Here is a 17343-nt window from a genome sequence, read left to right on the forward strand (position 1 = left end):
AACAAAGTAACTAAAAAAAATTCTTCTTTCTTAAAAGGTAAATCAATCTCTACATACCCTTAAATGAGATTGTTTACTAAAATTCTTGTTTTAATTGTTTTTCATTAAGGATTCATGCTCAGTAAGTTGATTGGAGCGAAAGGATGATCGACTCCTGCGGGAATAGCTGGACAGGTGAGACCCCGCAGGCGCAGCCGAGGAGGCTCACCGCCAGCCCCGCGGAAAGCGAGCATCCTGGAGCGGAAATCAACTATTACTTTCTCCCTCTACAATAAGCAACAAACTTTACAAAAAGAGCCTTTTCATAAAAATAGAGAGCCCTAAAGGCTCCCTATCCCTGATTAGTTTTTAATTGAACTCATTTCTTTTTGCCTCAGCTCAATTCTTCTAATCTTGCCTGAAGTTGTTTTCGGCAATTCTTTCACAAATTCAATTTTACGCGGGTATTTGTACGGTGCGGTTAAGTCTTTAACATGCTGCTGAAGGGCAGGGATCAATTCGGGATCCTCTTGGTTCACATCATTTCGCAATACGACAAAGGCTTTCACGATCAGTCCCCTTACTTCATCGGGACTTCCTACAACGGCACATTCCTGAACCGATGGGTGCTTGACTAAGGCATCTTCCACTTCGAATGGTCCAATCGTATATCCGGAGCTGATGATGATATCGTCTCCTCTTCCTTCGAACCAGAAGTAGCCATCTTCATCCTTTTTCGCTTTATCACCTGTAATGTAGTAATCGCCTCTGAATTGCATCGCCGTCCGCTCGGGATCTTTATAATAATTTTTGAATAGAGCCGGTGTTTCTACATGAACCGCGATATCACCAACTTCCCCGACTTCACATGGATACCCTTCCTCGTTGATGATTTCGACTCTGTTTCCGGGAGTTGGTTTCCCCATTGAGCCCGGTTTCAGCTCCATGCCTTTCATGATGCCGACGAGGAGCGTGTTTTCGGTTTGCCCATAGCCATCACGGACTTCTATATTAAAATGTCTCTTAAAGGCGTCGATGACTTCCCTGTTTAATGGCTCTCCCGCCGATACTGCACTATGTAATTGATTTAGTTTATAGGATCCTAGATCATCCACTTTGGCCATCAGGCGATACTCTGTTGGTGTACAGCACAGAACATTGACTTCATTGTCCTGAAGCAATTGGAGATATTTATTAGGGTCGAATTTCCCTTGATACACCAGTCCAGTTGCCCCGGATCCCAGTACAGAAAGGAACGGACTCCAAATCCACTTCTGCCACCCCGGACCTGCAGTAGCCCAAACCGTGTCTCCTTCATTAATGGATAGCCATTCACGAGCTGCCGTCTTCAAGTGAGCGTATGCCCAGCCATGAGTATGGACAACCCCTTTAGGATTTCCAGTCGTTCCTGACGTATAAGATAGGAACGCCATATCATCACGCTTTGTATCAGCGAAGGATAATTCTTCAGAAGCTGTTTTCATTTCATCCTCTAACGCAATCCATCCTTCTTGTTTGTCTCCCACAACGAACTTTTGGAGATTTTCAATTCCTCTTACGTTTTCAAACTGCTCAACAAATGGAGAGTAAGCTACAATTCCTTTTACGTCACCGTGGTCGATTCTGTATTCAAGATCCTTCGTCCTAAGCATTTCTGAACTTGGGATCACCACGAGCCCGGATTTAAGAGCAGCAAGGTACACAGCGTAAGCTTCAATTAAACGGGGAACCATCACAAGAATGACATCGCCTTTTTCCAGGTTCGAACCCAAGAAAACGTTTCCAATTTTATTTACATTTTTCAATAATTCCTGGTAGGTGATTTCGGCTTTCGTTCCCACTTCGTCTTCCCATTTAATTGCAAGCTTCTGTTGATCACTTGAGTACTTCTCTACTTCCTCTACTAAATTGTACTTTTCTGGTGCAATAAGTTCTTCCCTCTTCATTCTGACTCCCCCTTGTTTGTCGATTCTTCTCTATTATACAAAATAATTCAAATTTTTTAAATTATTCGTTTATATTTTTCCTATATACAAATTATGAGGAACATTATCTCGCAAAGGAAAAGGCACTTTTCATAAAGTTTGTTGCTACCTGAGAGAAGAAAGTAGAAGTTGATTTCCGCTTGAAAACAGGGACCGTTCCTTTTCGCTCCAGGCACTTGCTTTCCGCGGGGAGGAAGTCGAGCCTCCTCGGGCTTTCTGTGGGGTCTCGACCTTTCCTCTATCTCCCGCAGGAGTCAAGTGCCTTCCGCTACAATCCACTCTTTGCTTCTATTTTCTGGCTACCTAATGACGTATTGAAAACACCAAAAAGCTCCTATTGTAGATATGTTGAGAGTTTATTCCGAAAACAATCTTTCTTCAAAGCAACTAAAAAATCAGTTTTTAGTAAATATTTATCGTCGTTACCCACCCAGGATTCATTTTCAAGCATTCTTAATCTAAGATAACTTCACATTTTCGATTTTAATTTGCTTTAGAGGAAGAATAATACTGTTTTCTAGTTATATTGTTTTTTGAAACCTTTTAGCTCTGTCCGAAAATTCCCTTAAAGATGGTGAGGGGAACTGCGTAGACTCCTGCGGAAGTACGGGCGTGCCGAGACCCCGGAAGCGAAGCTGAGGAGGCTCGGCCGAACGTCCGCGGAAAGCGGAGCAGTTCCCCTCACCATCTAGCACACACTTATTGACAGAGCCTAGGAAGACCATATGTTAAAAAAACAATCTCTGCGAAGAGAACTTTGTATTATCACAAAATAAAAAGGAGCGAGAGAATCTCGCTCCTTGTAGCCATTGTATTTAATTATTTTGCGTATCCGCCACCGATTTGTTGTTCAGCCATTTGAACTAAACGTTTAGTGATTTCACCACCTACAGAACCGTTAGCGCGTGCTGTTGCATCTGGACCAAGTTGAACTCCGAATTCTGAAGCGATTTCGTATTTCATTTGGTCGATTGCTTGTTGAGCTCCTGGAGCTACTAATTGATTTGAACTTCTGTTTGCCATGTGTTTTCACCTCCTTGTGAGTATAGATTGTGTAAAAACACATGGCTTCATGCAAGGAATATTGTTGGTAAATAATCCTAAATTTTTAGAGTAGTTCGTTAAAGGTTTTTTCTACATTTGAACTTGTCGATCCATCGATCGTAAGGGTTTCGGTTTCATCGACGGCTTCTTTAATAAGAGTATCAAAATCAACAAAGCTTTCATAATACGTTACTTTATCTTTTTTAGGTCTTGTTTTTGGTGCAGGCGGCGTGAAAATGGTACAGCAGTCTTCATATGGAAGAATCGAGATATCATGCGTATCGATCTTTTGAGCGATATCAATGATTTCAAGCTTGTCCATGGCGATGAGCGGTCGCAGTACCGGTGTATTCGTCACATCGTTAATGGCCTGCATGCTTTCTAACGTCTGACTCGCCACCTGTCCAAGACTTTCCCCGGTCACCAGGGCCAAACCTTCATTCTTTTCACGAATCTCATCTGCAATCCGGAGCATCATCCGTCTTGTTGAAGTCATCGTGTAATTTTCAGGAACCTGATCATGAATGGTTTGCTGAACTTTCGTGAACGGTACGATATGCAATTTCACCTTTCCACTGAATGCAGACAGTTTCTTGGTAAGATCGATCACCTTTTGCTTTGCCCGCTCACTTGTAAAGGGTGGGCTGTGGAAATGAACCGCCTCTACCTCGACGCCTCTTTTCATCGTTAAATAACCGGCTACCGGGCTATCGATCCCTCCTGATAGCATGAGCATAGCTTTGCCGCTTGCACCAACCGGCATACCTGTTGAGCCCTGATAGATTTCGGAGGAGAGATAAACACCCTCTTTTCTTACTTCTACATTCAGGTTAATATCGGGCTTTTTCACATCCACTTTTAATCCGTCCATGTTTCGGAGGATGTAGGATCCCACTTCGTAATTCAATTCGTTTGTATCCATGGAGAACTTTTTATCCGCTCTGCGGGCAGATACCTTAAAGGTTTTCCCCGGTGCGAAACTCTTTTGCACGAGAGCCAATCCTGCTCTGTTTATTTCTTCGATATCCTGAGCCACTTTTACCACCGGACTGAAGGATTGGATTCCAAAGATCTTCTCCAATCTTGGAATGATCTCTTCCCCGTTCTCGTCCCCTAACTGGATATGAAGGCGATCCCGGCTTGCTGAAACTGAAATCGTCGGGAAATCCTTCAATGCCTGCAAAATATTTTCCCGCAGCTTTGCCGTGAACATCTTTCGATTTCTACCTTTTGTTGAAATTTCACCGTATCTAACTAATATGCGATTATATTTCATCGTGATCTCCTCATTGTCTTTTGTAATAGTTCTATTTCTTTCTTTAGTAACTGTATGAACTGCCGGCACTCTTCCATCGTATTGTGAAAAGATAGACTGACCCGGATGGAGCTGTTCGCCTGGTTTTTTGATACACCCATCGATAGAAGCGTTCGACTTGGCTTACTTTGCTTTGATGAACATGCACTTGTTGTGGACACAAACACCTCATGCAGGTCCAATGCGTGAACGACGACCTCACCTTTGAAATCTTCTATAGAAAAATTAAGGATGTGAGGAGCATGATGCTCCACTGGTGTATGAACAGTCACACCTGCCATTTCTTCCAGTTCTTTTCTTACATATCGCTGGTTTTCCTCCATGATAGGAAGCTGTTGTTTACTTTCTGCCAGGTGCATCCTTAATGCCTTTGCAAAGGACACGATTCCACCTGTATTTTCCGTACCGCTTCTGAGGTTCCCTTCCTGCTCTCCCCCTGAAATGATCGGAGAAAGCTCAAGTCCGTCCCTCACATAGAGCATTCCAGTTCCTTTAATGCCATGTATTTTATGAGCGGAAATGCTGCATAAATCAATATGCTTTTCGTGGAGAATAAGGGGGACCTTCCCGCATGCTTGAACAGCATCAACGTGAAAAAGGATCTTTGGATAGTCCGAAAGTAGCATCCCTATTTCCCGGATAGGCTGAACACTCCCGATTTCGTTGTTTACTTGCATGACAGATACGAGAATTGTGTCTTCCTGAATGGCGGCTTTTACTTGTTCAGGTTGAATCCTTCCTTGGGAATCGACATCGAGGTAGGTCACTGAGTACCCGAATATCTCTAATTGTTTAACGGCATTGAGGACGGAAGGGTGCTCAATATTCGTCGTAATAATATGCTTCCCTCTGTGCCCGTATTGTAAAGCCGTCCCCTTTATCGCCAGGTTATTCGATTCGGTTCCACCAGAGGTGAAAAATACCTCTTTCTGCTTTATATCTAATAATGAAGCCACTTGTTCCCTGGACTGTTGAATTAATTTCTCAATCCGCCCTCCAAAGGAATGAATCGATGAAGGATTCGCATAAAAGTGTTCATTCACTTTAAGAAATGTATCCAATACTTCCTTATATGGCTTGGTTGTTGCACTATTATCTAAATAAATCAAGATTTCACCTTCTTTTACTTGTGGTGACCTGCAGATTTCACAGTAATATATTCAATCATTAATCTTACCATAAATCATCCCGAACCCAAATCTTATTCAACATGCAGGGCAAGATATTATTGTAGCAATACTAATTTTCTAAGATTTTTCGATAATTTTTAGCAATTTCCAAAAATAATCATTGATAAATGACAGAATTTTTGCGAGAATCATAAAGGAAATAATCACAGAAGTTATTTAAATATACTAAATTGTGAGACTATTTAGTTTTTCAGCATTTTTCTACAATCTTATGATAAGATAATTTTGCTTATGATAACGATTACAAACGGAGGGGTATATATGAGAGAGAAAGCGCTGTCATTCAGCCAGATCTTTACGATAGGATTAATGCTCTTTGCTCTTTTCCTCGGAGCAGGTAATATGATTTTCCCGCCATTCTTAGGCCAGCAGGCCGGGGAACATGTTTGGACGGGTATTATCGGTTTTCTCATTACTGGAGTAGGACTTCCTTTATTGGGCGTTATCGCCATCGCCAAATCTGGAGGAGATCTTCAGACACTTGCAAACCGTGTTCATCCTTTATATGGACTAATCTTCACGATTGTGATGTACTTGGCCATTGGACCATTTTTCGGGATTCCAAGAACCGGTACGGTAGCTTATGAAATCGGAGTGATCCCATTTTTACCTGAAGATGTTGCAAAATACGGAACACCATTATTCATTTATACGATCATCTTTTTTGGATTAACCGCATGGCTTGCGATGAATCCTTCAAAGCTCGTAGACAGAATCGGAAAGATATTAACACCTTCCCTGATCGTGATTCTTACGATCTTAGTGGTCAAGAGTATCGTAACTCCTATGGGAGACTTTGGAGCACCTAACCCCGCTTATCAGGATGGAGCGCTGTTCAAGGGATTCATCGAGGGGTATCTGACGATGGATACCATCGCCGCTTTAGTATTCGGGATTGTAGTCATTAATTCCATTAAAGACCGTGGTGTGACGAGTAAAGCAAACCTGACGCGCATTACAATCATTGCAGGGGTCATCGCGGCCATCGGTTTAGCACTTGTGTATTTATCCTTAAGTTACATTGGAGCTACAAGCACAGATTCCATCGGTACACAAGCTAATGGTGGTGCCATACTATCTACGGCAGCGAGTCATTTATTCGGCTCATCAGGAACAATCATCCTGGGACTGGCGATTACGTTTGCATGTATCACTACCTCAGTCGGACTCGTTTCTGCATGTTCACAGTATTTCGCAAAGATTATTCCTATATCTTATCCGAAGCTAGTGATCATCATGTCTCTATTTAGTATGATTATTGCCAATATTGGGTTGACTCAGCTGATTGCTGTATCATTACCGGTACTCATCTTCATCTATCCATTGGCCATCGTATTGATCTTACTGTCGTTCATGCATAACGGATTTAACGGCTATTCTCTCGTATACGTGGGAGCTTTAATTCCAACAGGCTTGATCAGTTTAATTGATGGGATTAAAACTGCCGGAATCGACGTGACAGCCATTAGTCAATCACTAGAATTCCTTCCTTTCTATACACAAGGGATCGGCTGGTTAGTGCCGGCCATGATCGGTGCAATCATTGGATTCGTTATTGCCGCACTTGCAGGACAGACAAAGCGGACGATTGAAGCCAGTTAAGACCATAAACTAAAATGGGCCAGTGGCTTGTCGCCTCTAGCCCATTGAACTTGGCAGCACATATGAAAAAGGACTGATTTAGAATAAATCTTCTAAATCAGTCCTTTTTATTTATGATGAATATTATTTTTCCTCAAGATCCATCATTTTCTCGATTTTCTTAAGAGCACCAGGCTCTACTTTTTCAATTGTCGTTGCGGCTTCTTCCAATGCTTTGCGGTAATCATAGTGACGGAAGGATTCTTCAGCAGACTGAAGACCTTCCCTGACAGAACTATACTTACTGCGATAGCGATTTCCATATTGAATGATTTTCTCGGATAGAAGGACGTTTTCGATCAGGTCTCCCGTCTTCGTGTAAAAATGATCGACAGTGTCTTCTGCTCCCAGTAGCGTTTCTTGAACAAACTTCATGTTTAAAGGCTTCTCGGTTAAGCTGGCATTCACTTGCTCGATCTTCCGATGGACCTCATCGAGAAGATCTTTGTAATCAGCAGGTAAGCCCGGTACATTACTCTTTGAAATCATGCGGCTCGCTTCAGCCACCTTTTTCTTAAGCTCCTGGATTTTCTCCCGGGTTGCCAGTTCATCCTTACGCAAGTTTTGTAAGTAGATGGAGAACTCACTCTGTTCCCGATTCAGTTCTTCCAGGCCGTTTCTGATTTCTTTCAGCTCATCACTAAGTGAGGAGTACGCAGTTCCATTCGATTCTTCTTTATTCATCAACATCTCGTGACGCTTTGAAAGCTGAATGATCTTCGTCTCAATTTCGTACGGTGTATCAAGGTCCGCATCTTGAAGATGGTAGCCTTGTTTCACAAGTGTTACTTCAGATTGAATATCTTCATTATCTTCCTTGGCCTTGATCAATCCTTCAGTCGTTTGATCTTTATACTGTTGGACAAAATGTTTGGCATGTACTTCTTTTTCCAGCAAATCATAAAGGTTCTCGACCTTTACTTTAATTTCCTGAATTCCTTCTTCTACCTCTTCTACCTTCAGCTCTTCAAGGTTTTTATTAAAGTGGAGCAAGGTATCCTTCAGGGATGCAACCTCATTCTCTACATCAATATGATCAAGCATGTATCCTTGACCTTTCATCTCCACGTAACCCGCTTCAAGCTCGGACAACTGTGTAGGCAGAAGGTTTTCGCAATCGGTGATCAGTTTCGGAACCGTCTCCATTTTGTAGGAAACATCCTTCATTTCCTGTGCCAGACTAAGGACGATTTCTCTCGCATCCAAATAATTCCCTTGCTCTGTTAAGTCATTGAACTGAACCATTTGTTCAGAGAGCTTATCTAGAATGTTTTCTATGTACTTAGCGGTTTGACCATATGTATGACGATACGCAAGTAACTGCTTTTTACTGTTCCGATATTCTTCTTGAAGAGTTTGAATTTCTTCACGGTTCTTCTCTTCACTGCCGATCAGTTCATTTAACTCTGTCAGAATTTGCTCGATTTTCTGTTCTGTTTCAGTCAGAACCTTGTCGATTAGGGAGAGTGTCTCTTTTGTTTTCGTAAAACGAAATTTATCGGTGTACTCTTCTGCATCAAATAGTAGTTCTTCAACATCAGGAAGCTGCACAGCAACAATCTCATCCCATCCTTGTCTCCAACCGTCAAACAATTCTTCTGTTTGACCCGTCATATTCAGTTGCTTCACTTTGGAGAGTTCGTCTGAAACCGGCTTGTTCATAATATCTATTTTCCAAGCTTCATAGCGATCAATTTCAGCGTAATATTTTTTTCTAGAGATAAATCCGATAAGGAATACGATTAAGATAAGTATTATTCCAGCGATGACGTATTGCATCTTAAGCCCCCTGTTCAACTATTCAGTAGACATCTATATCAATTTGAATGTTCATTGTTTCATTAATAAATTCTCATTGTTATAATGATACCATGTTAACGACAATTTTTGACTATTAATTTCTAATTTTTCAGTGATAAAAAGTCATTTTCAGCAATTTCAAGGGAAAATTGACTTTTTTATATGTATTTTTAATATTACTTTTTATTATTATGGCTATTTTCGTAAAGATTGTTGTTATTAAAACTGAAGCGAGTAGTAGTTGATTTCCGCTACATGGCGCTCCAATCAACTTCAGCCCTTTTATTAACAGAATTTTTTCATACTAAAAAACAAGGAAGTGAAGTCTTTTGGTGAAGGTGGACGGACATATTCATACCCCTTTTTGTCCTCATGGAAGTGACGATACATTTGAGATGTATATCGAGAGAGCGCTCACCTTAAATTATTCTGATATAACATTTACGGAGCATGCGCCACTTCCCCAGGGCTTTGAAGATACAACCCCGGACAAGGATAGCGGAATGGATCCATCGCATCTTTTGGAATACTTTCAAACTCTGGATATCCTTAAGAAGAAATATAAAGATAGAATTACGATTCGGTCAGGATTAGAGGTCGATTTCATTGCAGGCTTTGAAAAAGAAACAGCTGATTTTTTAAATACTTACGGACCTCGATTGGATGATAGTATTCTTTCCGTCCATTTTTTGGAGCACGGGGGAAAATGGGATTGCCTGGACTTCAGTCCTGATGTGTTCCAATCTATGATTGATTATTACGGATCCGTCGATGCGATTTACGAACGCTATTATGATACGGTAGTAAAGTCGGTCAGGGCTGATTTGGGTCCCTTTAAGCCAAAGCGTATCGGTCATATGACCCTCGTGAAGAAATTCCAGCAGCTGTATCCTGCCTCTCATGCTTTTTCTGATAAAACCTCTTTGATTTTAAAAGAGATGGCAGCTAGGAATTTGGAGTTGGACTATAATGGGGCCGGCCTGGTGAAGCCATACTGTGGTGAACCCTACCCGCCAACTGATATCATTCAACAAGCCCTTTCCTTAGGAATCAAAACCGTGTATGGGTCCGATGCCCATACAGCCGCAGGTGTCGGTCAAGGCAGAGCGGAGATGCAAGGATAAAAACAAAGAACTCTTCTATTAACTGCGAAGAGTTCTTTTGTGGCTTTTCCCTGCTTAGATAATAAGTTCTTTCTTCATGATTTCCTTCGCTTCGGAAACGAGAAGTAAATCAATCCACTGATCAATATTTTTATAGTATTGATCGATAAAATAATATTCCTGTGGGAACATTTGCCACACTTCCCTTAGTTGCTGACTATTGAGAAACGGCATTGTCAGCATGGATTTGAGCTGAATCACCAAAAAGCTTACAGGCTGTTTCTTCAGAGCATGATTTTTCATCCCTTGTTCAAATAATCGCTTCATATAATGTCTTTCTTTCATTAAGTAGGACGAAATGATTTCACGCACAACCTGCGAATCAATCGAAACTTCCCTCCAGATGAACCTGGATAATTGGTGATGTTCACTTTGGAATTTCAAGATTTTATACACTGCCCGCTTCAAGCATAAATCTGCACTAACATAGTTCAAGGCTTCCACTTCTTCCTGAAGAAAGCGCAGATACTGTTCAAAGAAATGAGTGAAGCACGCTTCCAGCACACCCTGCTTCCCTTTAAAATAATAGGAAATGGTAGCGGGGTTAACCTTCGCTCTTTTTGCTATATCCCGGACAGAGGTCCCATCAAAGCCATGATCATAAAACAAATACACGGCTGCTTGAAAAATGGCTTCTTTCGTCGTAATGGAAGTATCTAGTTTTTTCATATTTCCCCTTCTTTCAAATATGATAGGCGTATGAAAAAAACAGTGACGAGGATTCACTATATTAAAAATCTTTTGATGAAAAAATCTTAATCATTGAAGGTTTGGATGAATTATGCTAAAAATGGTTCAATAGATGTTTCTATTATAGTTTGTTTACTCAAAGAATTCGTGTTTTCATGTGGATTTCCTTTAAGTATTTCTCGACAGTATTTGTTGTTTAGAGGGCTCAGGGGAACAACCGGACATGAAATAACGCACATTTTGTAGAATTGGGGGAGTTGTTGGTGTTTAAAGCAGAAAAATATCAAGGTACAAAGGAACAGGGCTTTGGTCTTGTAACGAAACAACTAAAAGCTCTATTAGAAGGCGAATCAAATCAAATGGCGAATTTAAGCAATGCTTCTGCCCTTTTAAATCAATTTATGGACCGTATTAACTGGGTAGGCTTTTATTTATATGAAGAAGAAAGCAATCAATTGGTGTTAGGACCATTCCAGGGGCTGCCTGCATGCGTAAGGATCCCATTGGGAAGAGGCGTTTGCGGTACATCGGCAAGTGAACAAAAAACACTTTTGATCGATGATGTTCATCAATTCCCCGGGCACATCGCATGTGATGCAGCCTCTCAATCAGAGATTGTCATTCCCCTTGTGAAAGAGGGAAAGCTCATCGGGGTGCTTGATATTGATAGTCCGGAAAAAGCCAGATTTGACGAAGAGGATCAGAAGTATTTGGAGATCTTTGTGGATGAGCTTTTAAAGCATCTTTAATACGGGATCATTAAGATAGCACCCTGCTGGAAATATGATTTTTCATATCCGGCAGGGTCTTTTTTTGTTCAGAATGAAAGTTTGGAGTTGTCAAAACCTGCCACGAATAAAAGTTTGCGTTTCTCTACCGTGTAAAAAGGGAAGAGAGTAACGTAAAAGAGAGCTTTAAACTGGAACAGGCAATTTCCACTCTATATTCCATACAATATCCAGAAGGAATTCCAGGTAAGAAGGGGTGTAATATGAGCGATAAGAAAAAAGACTTACCCTATTTATTATATTTTCTAGTGATGCCGGCATTAGGGTTGTTATATAAACTTTTAAATACGGATACCCGTGAAGCGGTCATCCTTTCTACAGATATTGATGCATTGATCCCATTCGTGCCGGTGTTTATTGTGCCATATATAATCTGGTACGCATTTATTTTAGGATATCTTTTTTACTTTTGGTATAAAGACATCCCTATCTTTATTAAAACACTGAGCGTCATTGTCATTGGTGAGTTGGTTTGTTTCGTTATTTATTTTTATTTTCAGACAACAGTACCCCGTCCCGATCTTGTGGGAGACGGCGTGTTTGTCAATCTTGTTCGTATGATCTATAGTCATGATCAGCCGTATAATGCTTTTCCAAGCATCCATGTTTTAACGACATTTTCAATCATTCTCGCCAATATTAACATTAAGAATAAACATTCGTTTCACTCTGCCTTTGTGCCGATAATGGGCTCATTGATTATCGTTTCAACTCTTTTTGTTAAACAACATTATATTCTCGACATGGTTGGCTCGATTTTTTTAACGGTGTTCATTTACAGCATTATTTTTGAGCTTTATGGAGAAAGTGCAAAGAAGTCAAATCAAGCCTACTTGAAAGAATAAAACACCCTCCCCTACAAAAACAGGAAGGAACCGCAAAATGGGTTCCTTCCTTTTTCCTTATGCCTTATTCAACGCCTGTGATAAATCATTCCATATATCCTCCGGTGCTTCCAATCCTACGGAAAGCCTTAAGAGCGTGTCACTAATTCCCATGCTTTTTCTCGACTCCTCGGGTACGACTGCATGAGTCATGGTTGCCGGATGCTGGATTAATGTTTCTGCATCCCCCAGACTTACGGCAATCTTGATCATCTCCAGATCATCCATAAGCTTCTGGGCCTCTTCTTTCGAACCTTTTATCGTAAAGGAAATCATTCCGCCGGCTTTTTTCATTTGTTTCTTCATGACCTTATGCTGCGGGTGATTGGAATGCCCCGGGTAGATGACGGTTTCTACTGCCGGGTGCTCGGCTAATAGATCCGCAATCTTCTCAGCACTTTCACAGTGACGATCCATTCGCACGGCCAATGTTTTTAACCCTCGCAATAATAACCATGCATCAAAGGGAGAAATGATTCCTCCAATATCCTTCTGAGTCGTCATGCGAATTTCAGCCATCTTCTCCTCTGATCCCACAACAAGCCCCGCGACCACATCTCCATGACCTCCGATGTACTTCGTCGCGCTATGGATGACAATATCGCATCCCAGTTCCAATGGTCGTTGTAAGTATGGAGAGCAGAATGTATTATCGACCACTACAGGAATCCCTTTTTCACGGGCTACCTTCACGACTAGCTCAAGATCAATTAACTGCATAGTCGGATTGATGGGTGTTTCTACATAAATACAGCTCGTTTGTTCTGTGATTTTCTCCCGGATTTCCTCTTCTGTACTCATGGAAGAAAAGTCATGTTGAATGGCAAATTTCTCTTGGAGGAGCTGAAGTAAACCGAACGTACAGCCATAAACCCCTTGGGAGCATAGGATATGATCCCCTGATTTGGTCAAAGAGAATAACACGGCAGATACAGCTGCCATACCGGAACCAAAGGCAAGGGCAGACCCGCCTCCCTCTAACGATGCCATTCTGTCTTCCAGAATCGATACTGTCGGATTTCCCAATCTTGAATATATATATCCTTCCTCTTCACCGGCAAATCGATTTTCCCCTTGTTTCGCATTTGCAAAGGTATAAGTAGAAGTTTGATATAAAGGTGGCGCTAAACTATCAAAATGCTGAGATGATTCATAACCCTCATGAATCACCCTTGTTTCAAAACGCTTCTCTTCTTTCATACAGTATTCCTCCCAGTATTCCCTTTAAGTCTAAGTAACTACTATTCTAGAATATGATAACCACCACAAAAAAGAAAGCGGTTACACTAAAGTGGTAAAGGGAAATGGCCAATAAAGAAGAACCCGGAAGACTCATGTCGGCTCCGGGTTCCTGAACACTATCATTCCATGATGATTCCATCACAATCTTTCACAACCTGATTCTTACCATTATCTTTCGCATGATAGAGTGCTTCATCTGCTTTCTTCACTAATTCTTTTACAGACTTAGGGCACTGGTCGTCCCTTACTCTCCAAGTGGATAAGCCACAGGACAGCGTCACTGAAGGATCTGTATTCACAGGAATCTCTTCGATAATGCGTTGAGCAATTTCAGAACCAGCCTCATGATCAAGAGAAGGCAGATAGACCGCTAATTCTTCTCCTCCCCATCTGGCAACAAATCCATGATGACTGACGATTCCTTTAATCAAGTTCGCCACCCCGATAATGACTTCATCACCAATTTGATGACCGTAATTATCATTAATCGCCTTGAAATCATCTATATCGATCAACAGCAAGGTTCCCATTGAATCCTTATTCATCGAAGATTCCATTTCTTCATCAAGATAATTCCGTGCGAATAATTTGGTCATATGATCGGTAATGACCATATGCTCGAGTTTCTCACGAAGGGTTGCATTGGTTATCGCCAAGGTCGAATGATGGATAAACGACTGAAGCAGCTTGTACATATCAAATGAAAACATATACGGTTCTTTATGTAACACTATGCAAAACCCTAACAGGGCTTCATTTTGAATCATTGGCACAGCCATGACGGAAGGAAAGACCACTCCCATATCGAATCGATCGCTTACATCACCTAAAAAGATGGCATCCCGTTCCTTCTCGATTCTCGCCTTTACATAAGAGATATACTTTTCACCTTCTTGTTCAAAAAAAACTGAAGAGCTTTCTTCCAGGATTCTGTATTCCCCTTTTTGAACAAGAACAAATCCGATGGCTGATGCTTGAAAGGATCGTTGAATCTGTTTCTTTAAAAACAGGACCGTATCCGTTAATCGTAAATTCAAATTTAACTGATGGGACGTTTCATTAATAAGCTGCAAATCGGTAATGAGTCTTTTGGATTGTTCATAAAGTTTGGCATTTTCAAGGGCATTCCCTGCCGTATAGGCAAGTAAGCGAATGAATTCGATCTTCTGTTCCGTAAAGGTGAAATGGGCCTTTGACTTCACTTCAAGAACGCCATAGATCCCCTGTTTTCCTTTTAAAGGGGCATACAGGACATCCTTTTCCTTCACTTCGATACTCCCATTGACAAATGCCTGCATGGCAGACTCATTGGCACGATCAAAATCAAAGTTTTTAATGGGGAGTGTCCCGAATTCATACCGGTCGTTAGACAATAATAAGTGGAATTCATCGATTGGAAACACCTGCTTCAACGTTTCAATGATCTGCACGAGAAGCGTATGAACATCCCTGGTCGAGTGAAAGATCTCCGTTACTTTAAATAATTCCCTGTACCGTTTTTCATCATCGAGCACGGTCTGGATTCCATCTGTATGCTGTAAAAATTGATTGCTGGCTTCCCAAAAGGACTGGAGCCAGCTATCGTCTGCCTCTTCTTTGCGATCATCCCTCTTTACTAACAGAATCGCCAGAGGACTTCCATCTTTATTCGTAAAGTGAAAACGGATGGTGAAATCATCCTCTTCCTCAACCATAACAGGACGAACCATGTATTTCTCCTTAGTTTCAGCAAGCGTAAGGGGAACATCCTCATTGTCACTGGGGTGATATAAGAAATAGGCAGACTCGCTATAAAAATATAAAAATGCCCGATCAATATCAAGGCAGTCTTTAATCATGGTCAGCCACTTTTGCAAATGAGCAGAATGCCCCAATTCAACTGACATTTCTTCATAGATTAAATCAAACAGCTTTGACTTATATTCAAGCAAAGAATTATGAACAACGTACATTTTTCTCACCCACACCTGAAAGGTTTGTGAAACTATTAACATCATTGACCTTGAGCCAGCACCAGATCTTCTTGTAATACCACGAGCCATAAGGACTTATCTGCCGATAAAGAATGGACTTCCACAGGATCATCTTTTTGACCTGACCAATCCAGTGAAATCGGGTCTTTGTCCTCTTTAAAGGAAACATCTATCACATGCTTATGCTCCTCATGTTTAAAAGGTTGTTTACTGGAAATCACCGAAGAAGGAGCATCCTTCTTCTCTTGTAAAACCTCTAAAGAGTTCGAAAATAACACCCATTGTTTCTTATCTAATCGGACCCAAATTCCATCTTTATCTTTGGTGAGTCCTATCTTTTTCACTCTTTTCTGTAACGACACACTATGTAATACCTTAAAATAATACTGATTGCTTCTATCAAGTTCATATATAATAAGGACAGGCTGATCTTGAGCCATCTTTGCTACAGCGATGACGGGGTTCTGCTCTCTATTTCCTGCAGTTAGTACCTCCGCATGGATCGATTGCCCGGACTCATCCACTCTTTCCGGGGAATCGGAAGAATAAACAAACCCTCCGAAAACAACCAGGACGCACAGACCGATCAATACAAATCGAAGGGTCTTTTCTCTTTTTGATTCTTTCAACGACATTCACCTATTCAACATATTTTCCACTTTTATTATATCACAAGAAATGACTTTTGGACTATTTTGTTTAGAGAACAACACTCGCAAGAATCTATGAAATCCGTTCATCTTAAAATCCTTCCTTGACTTCTAGTCTCTCCCGTCATATAATATTCTTTGTGTAAAATAATGCAGCTTCAGTGAAGTCCTTTATGTTCGTATTTTGTTCCTCTACATATTGAGGTGTATCTTGTAACCCTCTGCTGCTAGGGCGAAGGTACATGAAAACAAAATGCACATAATTGTTTATTCACAGGTGTTTTTATTTTACAACAAAATAAAAACAATAAAGGAGGAGTCATTCATGGCTCGATATACTGGCCCAAGCTGGAAATTATCTCGTCGTCTTGGAATCTCTCTAAGCGGAACGGGTAAAGAATTAGAAAAGCGTCCTTACGCTCCTGGACAACATGGTCCTAACCAACGTAAAAAAATCTCTGAGTACGGTTTACAACTTCAAGAGAAGCAAAAACTTCGTCACATGTACGGAGTAACTGAGCGTCAATTCCGTAACCTATTTGACCAAGCTGGCAAATTACAAGGTAAACACGGTGAAAACTTCATGGCGCTACTTGAGTGCCGCCTGGATAACGTTGTTTATCGTTTAGGTCTTGCTCGTACTCGTCGTCAAGCACGTCAACTTGTTAACCACGGTCACGTTACAGTGAACGGATCTCGCGTAGATATCCCTTCATTCCGCGTTCTTCCTGGTCAAACAATCTCAGTTCGTGAAAAATCAGCTAACCTTGACATCATCAAAGAAGCGATGGAAGTGAACAGCTTTGTTCCTGAATTCCTAACTTTCGATGCTGACAAATTAGAAGGTACATTCACACGCGTTCCTGAACGTTCTGAATTACCAGCTGAAATTAACGAAGCTCTTATCGTTGAGTTCTACTCTCGTTAATCTTTGTAAGAAAAACACTGTCCATTTTATGGACAGTGCTTTTTTGTGTTCAAATCCGGAACCACAACAAA

The 17343-nt window shown here is 41.1% G+C and carries 14 protein-coding genes; 5 read left to right on the forward strand and 9 right to left on the reverse strand.

Translation table 11 applies throughout. From position 1 onward, the window contains the following. Positions 1–341: 341 nt before the first annotated feature. The 4 genes from mbcS to ACIFOD_RS06585 form a co-directional block, all read right to left on the reverse strand. Complete coding sequence (gene mbcS, locus ACIFOD_RS06570; RefSeq protein ID WP_430313989.1) at positions 342–1925, reverse strand: acyl-CoA synthetase MbcS; 1584 nt, start codon at positions 1923–1925, stop codon at positions 342–344. An 858-nt stretch (positions 1926–2783) separates the two neighbouring features. Further along, the gene (locus ACIFOD_RS06575; protein WP_044339433.1) at positions 2784–2987 is read right to left on the reverse strand and encodes an alpha/beta-type small acid-soluble spore protein; all 204 of its coding nucleotides are present in this window, start codon (positions 2985–2987) and stop codon (positions 2784–2786) included. Between the two features lie 85 nt (positions 2988–3072). Then, positions 3073–4284 (reverse strand): tRNA uracil 4-sulfurtransferase ThiI, encoded by a 1212-nt coding sequence (gene thiI / locus ACIFOD_RS06580; RefSeq protein ID WP_430313990.1) that lies wholly within the window; start codon positions 4282–4284, stop codon positions 3073–3075. Next, positions 4281–5432 (reverse strand): cysteine desulfurase family protein, encoded by a 1152-nt coding sequence (locus tag ACIFOD_RS06585; RefSeq protein WP_430313991.1) that lies wholly within the window; start codon positions 5430–5432, stop codon positions 4281–4283. Before ACIFOD_RS06585 ends, thiI begins: the two co-directional genes overlap by 4 nt. A 342-nt stretch (positions 5433–5774) precedes the next feature. Between ACIFOD_RS06585 and brnQ the strand changes: the two genes are divergently transcribed. Further along, entirely contained in the window at positions 5775–7115 is a 1341-nt protein-coding gene (gene brnQ, locus ACIFOD_RS06590) for a branched-chain amino acid transport system II carrier protein (protein ID WP_430313992.1), read from the forward strand. Between the two features lie 123 nt (positions 7116–7238). Here the strand turns inward: brnQ and ezrA are convergent, their stop codons facing one another. After that, positions 7239–8933: a septation ring formation regulator EzrA gene (gene ezrA / locus ACIFOD_RS06595; protein WP_430313993.1), complete on the reverse strand. Its 1695-nt coding sequence runs from the start codon at positions 8931–8933 to the stop codon at positions 7239–7241. A 353-nt stretch (positions 8934–9286) separates the two neighbouring features. Here ezrA and hisJ point away from each other — a divergent pair, with 353 nt between their 5' ends. Next, positions 9287–10078, forward strand: a complete 792-nt coding sequence (gene hisJ / locus ACIFOD_RS06600) for a histidinol-phosphatase HisJ (protein ID WP_430314040.1) — start codon at positions 9287–9289, stop codon at positions 10076–10078. Between the two features lie 54 nt (positions 10079–10132). On the opposite strand, the gene refZ is transcribed toward hisJ, so the two are convergent. Then, complete coding sequence (refZ, locus tag ACIFOD_RS06605) at positions 10133–10786, reverse strand: forespore capture DNA-binding protein RefZ (protein ID WP_430313994.1); 654 nt, start codon at positions 10784–10786, stop codon at positions 10133–10135. Positions 10787–11070: 284 nt separating this feature from the next. Here refZ and ACIFOD_RS06610 point away from each other — a divergent pair, with 284 nt between their 5' ends. Beyond that, positions 11071–11556 carry a GAF domain-containing protein gene (locus tag ACIFOD_RS06610; protein WP_430313995.1) on the forward strand — a complete coding sequence of 162 codons (486 nt, stop codon included), beginning with the start codon at positions 11071–11073 and terminating at the stop codon, positions 11554–11556. A 242-nt stretch (positions 11557–11798) separates the two neighbouring features. Next, positions 11799–12440: a phosphatase PAP2 family protein gene (locus ACIFOD_RS06615; protein ID WP_430313996.1), complete on the forward strand. Its 642-nt coding sequence runs from the start codon at positions 11799–11801 to the stop codon at positions 12438–12440. A gap of 57 nt (positions 12441–12497) precedes the next feature. On the opposite strand, the gene megL is transcribed toward ACIFOD_RS06615, so the two are convergent. The 3 genes from megL to ACIFOD_RS06630 form a co-directional block, all read right to left on the reverse strand. Beyond that, a complete protein-coding gene (gene megL / locus ACIFOD_RS06620) occupies positions 12498–13679 on the reverse strand; it encodes a methionine gamma-lyase (RefSeq protein WP_430313997.1) in 1182 nt (393 codons plus the stop codon). Between the two features lie 161 nt (positions 13680–13840). Further along, positions 13841–15652 (reverse strand): sensor domain-containing diguanylate cyclase, encoded by a 1812-nt coding sequence (locus tag ACIFOD_RS06625; protein WP_430313998.1) that lies wholly within the window; start codon positions 15650–15652, stop codon positions 13841–13843. 62 nt (positions 15653–15714) lie between these two features. Beyond that, positions 15715–16323, reverse strand: a complete 609-nt coding sequence (locus ACIFOD_RS06630) for a hypothetical protein (RefSeq protein WP_430313999.1) — start codon at positions 16321–16323, stop codon at positions 15715–15717. A gap of 346 nt (positions 16324–16669) precedes the next feature. On the opposite strand from ACIFOD_RS06630, the gene rpsD reads away from it, so the two are divergent. After that, complete coding sequence (rpsD, locus tag ACIFOD_RS06635) at positions 16670–17272, forward strand: 30S ribosomal protein S4 (protein WP_430314000.1); 603 nt, start codon at positions 16670–16672, stop codon at positions 17270–17272. Positions 17273–17343 lie beyond the last annotated feature (71 nt).

The organism is Rossellomorea sp. NRS-1567 (assembly GCF_050467885.1).
Classification (GTDB): Bacteria; Bacillota; Bacilli; order Bacillales; family Bacillaceae_B; genus Rossellomorea; species Rossellomorea aquimaris_C.

Bases quoted from the DNA above. Each gene is read 5' to 3' on its own strand.
- mbcS (WP_430313989.1), bottom strand. From the start codon at position 1,925: ATGAAGAGGGAAGAACTTATTGCACCAGAAAAGTACAATTTAGTAGAG.
- ACIFOD_RS06575 (WP_044339433.1), bottom strand. From the start codon at position 2,987: ATGGCAAACAGAAGTTCAAATCAATTAGTAGCTCCAGGAGCTCAACAA.
- thiI (WP_430313990.1), bottom strand. From the start codon at position 4,284: ATGAAATATAATCGCATATTAGTTAGATACGGTGAAATTTCAACAAAA.
- brnQ (WP_430313992.1), top strand. From the start codon at position 5,775: ATGAGAGAGAAAGCGCTGTCATTCAGCCAGATCTTTACGATAGGATTA.
- ezrA (WP_430313993.1), bottom strand. From the start codon at position 8,933: ATGCAATACGTCATCGCTGGAATAATACTTATCTTAATCGTATTCCTT.
- refZ (WP_430313994.1), bottom strand. From the start codon at position 10,786: ATGAAAAAACTAGATACTTCCATTACGACGAAAGAAGCCATTTTTCAA.
- ACIFOD_RS06615 (WP_430313996.1), top strand. From the start codon at position 11,799: ATGAGCGATAAGAAAAAAGACTTACCCTATTTATTATATTTTCTAGTG.
- megL (WP_430313997.1), bottom strand. From the start codon at position 13,679: ATGAAAGAAGAGAAGCGTTTTGAAACAAGGGTGATTCATGAGGGTTAT.
- rpsD (WP_430314000.1), top strand. From the start codon at position 16,670: ATGGCTCGATATACTGGCCCAAGCTGGAAATTATCTCGTCGTCTTGGA.